Genomic DNA, 3,621 nt, shown 5'->3' with positions numbered 1-3,621 from the left:
CCGCCGAGCCGACCGGCACCAAGGCGGCCGCGCCCGCCAATTCGCCCGTGCTGCTCGAGGGCCGCAACGTCGAGGTCGTCTTCAAGATCGGCGGTGGTTTTCTCGGCGGCGAGCCGCTGATGTTGCGGGCCGTCGACAAGATATCGATCCGGCTGAAGCGCAACCAGACGATCGGCATCGTCGGCGAGTCCGGCTCCGGCAAATCGACGCTCGGCCGCGCGCTGCTGCGGCTGCTCCCCAGCGACGGCGTCATCCGCTTTGGCGACCGCGACATCTCAGAGGCCGACCGCCACGCGATGCGGCCGCTGCGGCGCGAATTGCAGCTCGTCTTCCAGGATCCGTTCGGCTCGCTGTCGCCGCGCATGACGGTTGGCCAGGTCATCACCGAAGGGCTTTTGGTGCACGAGCCTTCGCTGACGGGCAAACAGCGCGACCAGCGTGCCGTCTTGGCGTTGCGCGAGGTCGGCCTCGACCCCAACGCGCGCAACCGCTACCCGCATGAGTTCTCCGGCGGCCAGCGCCAGCGCATCGCCATTGCCCGCGCTATGATCCTGAAGCCGAAAGTGGTGGTGCTTGATGAGCCGACCTCGGCGCTCGACCGCTCGGTGCAGAAGCAGATCGTCGAGCTATTGCGCAAGCTGCAGGCGGACCACGGACTGTCCTACCTCTTCATCAGCCACGACCTCGCAGTGGTGCGCGCCATGGCTGACTACATCATCGTCATGAAGCAGGGAAAAATCGTCGAGGAAGGGCCGGCCGAGGAGATCTTCGGCAATCCGCGGGAAGCCTACACGCAGACACTGATGAAGGCGGCGATCGATACGACCAGGTTCCGCATCAGCGCTTGAGACTTCCGCTGCTCGGCGACGCCCTGGTCACTGCGAGGACGGGCAGCGGCTCTTCCTGGCCGCGATGATCGCCTGCTGCTGTTGCTGCAGCCGCTCGATCCTGGCGGTATCGCGATTGGCCACGACCGTCTTCACGCGCTCGCCGCCGAGCAGCCAAGTCGGCACGCTGGTATTGGCGACCTTGCCGCGGCTGATCGCCGTCCGCGAAATATCGGTGGCGGTGTCGCCGAGCGCGCTGTTGAGCTCGGCGCAGCTCATCCCGTCGTATTTCGCCGGATTGATCGACGCAACACTCGACGAGCAGCCTGCGATCAAGGTCAACGGCAAGAGAGCCCGCAGCGTGAACTTCATACTCTTACCCCGGTCTCGCCGTTCCAAAAATCGTCCAGCAGCTCTCGAATGGGATAGCGGCGGCAACCATTAGGCCAAAGTGAGGGCCTATTGTCGACCATTTATCTGATCGATTGATTGACGGCAGGCTTTTGCCAGGTCGCGGCGGCGGCGGAGGGGCCGTGGCGTGATATCGATGCGGACACGCAGCCACAAAAAATCCCGGACAGAGGTCCCTCCGAATCGAGAGCCGTAAAATTGTATTGCGGTCCGTTACCGATCCTTAGGCATGGTTGAAACTGCTCTGCGGCGTTAACGCCACGGTTGCGCTGCGTCTGCGATATTGCCGGCTGCACAACGCAAGGTGGGGCCTCCATGATTGACCAGATACGCTCGCTGCTCGAGCAGCATCCGATGATTCCGCTGAATTTCGGCGCGCTCGCCGACGACGCCAATCTCTATGACGCGGGGCTGACCTCCTTCGCCTCAGTGCAGATGATGCTGGCGCTCGAAGAGGAGTTCGACATCGAATTCCCCGAGACGATGCTGACGCGGCGCACCTTCTCTTCGCTGGCCAGCATCGCGGATGCGGTTTCGCAGTTGACGCGCAAGGCGGCGTAGCCATGAACGTGTTGAGAAAGATAGAGGCGGCCTCGCTCACGGAGGCGCCCGTAGCCGCGACCGAGCGCATGCGCCGCGTCGCCGAGATCGCCGCCGGCCATGCCGACCCCGTCGACAAGGAGGGGCGTTTCCCGGCGGAGACGATCGAGGCGCTGAAGCGCGAGCGCCTGCTCGGCGTGGCGATCCCGATCGAGCATGGCGGCGAGGGGCTCGGCACGATGCAGATCGCCGACCTCATCGTGCAGCTCGGCCAAGCCTGCGGCTCGAGCGCGATGATCTATGCCATGCATCAGATCAAGACGTCGAGCTTTGTCACTCACGGAGGCGCCAGCGATTGGCACCGCGCTTATATGCGGCGCATCGCCGACGAGCAGCTTCTGATGGCTTCGGCGACTACGGAGGCCGGCATCGGCGGCAATTTGCGCAACTCGATCTGTGCGGTCGAGGTCGCCGGCGGGCGCTTCGCGTTGACCAAGGAAGCCACTGTCATCTCCTATGGCAACTATGCCGACGCCATCCTCGCCACGGCGCGTCGCGCCCCCGATGCGGCCAGCTCCGATCAGGTGATGGTGGTGATCCCGGCCGACGGCAACCGCACGCTTGAGCGCACGTCGGTGTGGGACACGCTCGGCATGCGCGGCACCTGCTCCGACGGCTTTCATCTGGTCGCCACGGGTGACGCGGCGCAGATATTCCCGAAGCCGTTCTCCGAGATCGCGGCGCAGTCGATGCTGGCCAGCTCGCACATCTTCTGGGCGGCGACCTGGTTCGGCATCACCGCCGACGCCTTCAATCGGGCGCAGGCCTTCGTCAAGGCGGCGGCGCGCAAGCAGCCCGACTCCATGCCGCCGGGCGCGCTGAGGCTTGCCGAAGCGGCCGCCCTTTTGCAGGAGATGAAAGGCCACCTTGCGGCCGCCATCCACCGCTTCGAAGCGGCCGCGGGCGACGACGACGCGCTGTCTTCGATCGGCTTCGCCGCCGAGATCAACGCGCTGAAGGTCGCGGCCAGCGAGAAGGCCGGCGCCGTGGTGCGTCTCGCCATGCTGGTCAACGGCATTCTTGGCTACAAGAACGGTACCCCGTTCAGCGTCGGCCGGCACCTGCGCGACGTGACCTCGGCGCCGGTGATGATCTCCAACGACCGCATCCTTTCCAATACCGCGACGCTCATGCTGATGAGCCGCTTCGACACCGGCCTGGGGAGCTGAGATGGACGCCAAGACATTCGACTCCAAGTCGCTGCTCGACAGCCTGTTCGAGAACGGCATCCTGTTCGAATCCGGCGTCGACGGCCTTTATGGCCGTTCGGGCGCGTTCGAGGACGTGATCGACCAGTTCGAGCGTCTCGTCACCCGCCTCGGCGCGCCCGACGAGGCCACTCGCATCCATTTTCCGCCGGGCATGAGCCGCGCGACGCTGGAGAAGAGCGGCTACATGAAAAACTTTCCGCAGCTTGCCGGCTGCGTGCATTCCTTCATGGGCGGCGAGCGGGAGCATGCGCAGCTGCTCGGCATGATGGCTGACGGCGGAGACTGGACGGAGCTGCAGAAGGCGACGGACCTCGCGCTGACACCCGCCGCCTGCTATCCGCTCTATCCCACAATAGCTGCGCGCGGCCCGGTGCCGGCGCAGGGCCTTCTTTTCGAACTCTCCTCCTACTGCTTCCGCCACGAGCCGTCGAAGGACCCGGCGCGCATGCAGCTCTTCCGCATGCGCGAGTTCGTCAAGATCGGTACGGCCGAGCAGGTGCGCTCGTTCCGCGAAAGCTGGCTGAAGCGCGGCAGGGCCATGATCGAGTCGCTCGACCTGCCCTGCGAGGTCG

At 65.1% G+C, this 3,621-nt stretch carries 5 protein-coding genes; 4 read left to right on the top strand and 1 reads right to left on the bottom strand.

Going from position 1 to position 3,621, the window contains the following annotated elements; translation table 11 throughout:
- On the top strand, positions 1–848 hold an 848-nt coding region (locus tag EOA75_RS30550; protein WP_164747682.1), incomplete at its 5' end, for an ATP-binding cassette domain-containing protein.
- 27 nt (positions 849–875) lie between these two features.
- Here EOA75_RS30550 and EOA75_RS30545 read toward each other — a convergent pair.
- Entirely contained in the window at positions 876–1,199 is a 324-nt protein-coding gene (locus EOA75_RS30545; RefSeq protein WP_066997754.1) for a hypothetical protein, read from the bottom strand.
- Between the two features lie 354 nt (positions 1,200–1,553).
- Between EOA75_RS30545 and EOA75_RS30540 the strand changes: the two genes are divergently transcribed.
- The 3 genes from EOA75_RS30540 to EOA75_RS30530 all read left to right on the top strand — a co-directional run.
- Positions 1,554–1,799 carry an acyl carrier protein gene (locus EOA75_RS30540; RefSeq protein ID WP_066997751.1) on the top strand — a complete coding sequence of 82 codons (246 nt, stop codon included), beginning with the start codon at positions 1,554–1,556 and terminating at the stop codon, positions 1,797–1,799.
- A 68-nt stretch (positions 1,800–1,867) separates the two neighbouring features.
- Entirely contained in the window at positions 1,868–3,007 is a 1,140-nt protein-coding gene (locus EOA75_RS30535; protein ID WP_095800338.1) for an acyl-CoA dehydrogenase family protein, read from the top strand.
- Position 3,008: 1 nt separating this feature from the next.
- The coding region (locus EOA75_RS30530) for a hypothetical protein (RefSeq protein ID WP_127325893.1) at positions 3,009–3,621 on the top strand (613 nt) is incomplete at its 3' end.

Origin of the sequence: Mesorhizobium sp. M1A.F.Ca.IN.022.07.1.1, from assembly GCF_003997575.1 — a bacterium.
In the GTDB taxonomy this organism is placed as follows: Bacteria; Pseudomonadota; Alphaproteobacteria; order Rhizobiales; family Rhizobiaceae; genus Mesorhizobium.
Note: the sequence above shows the minus strand (reverse complement) of the source record. Positions and strands in the feature narration are given on the sequence as shown.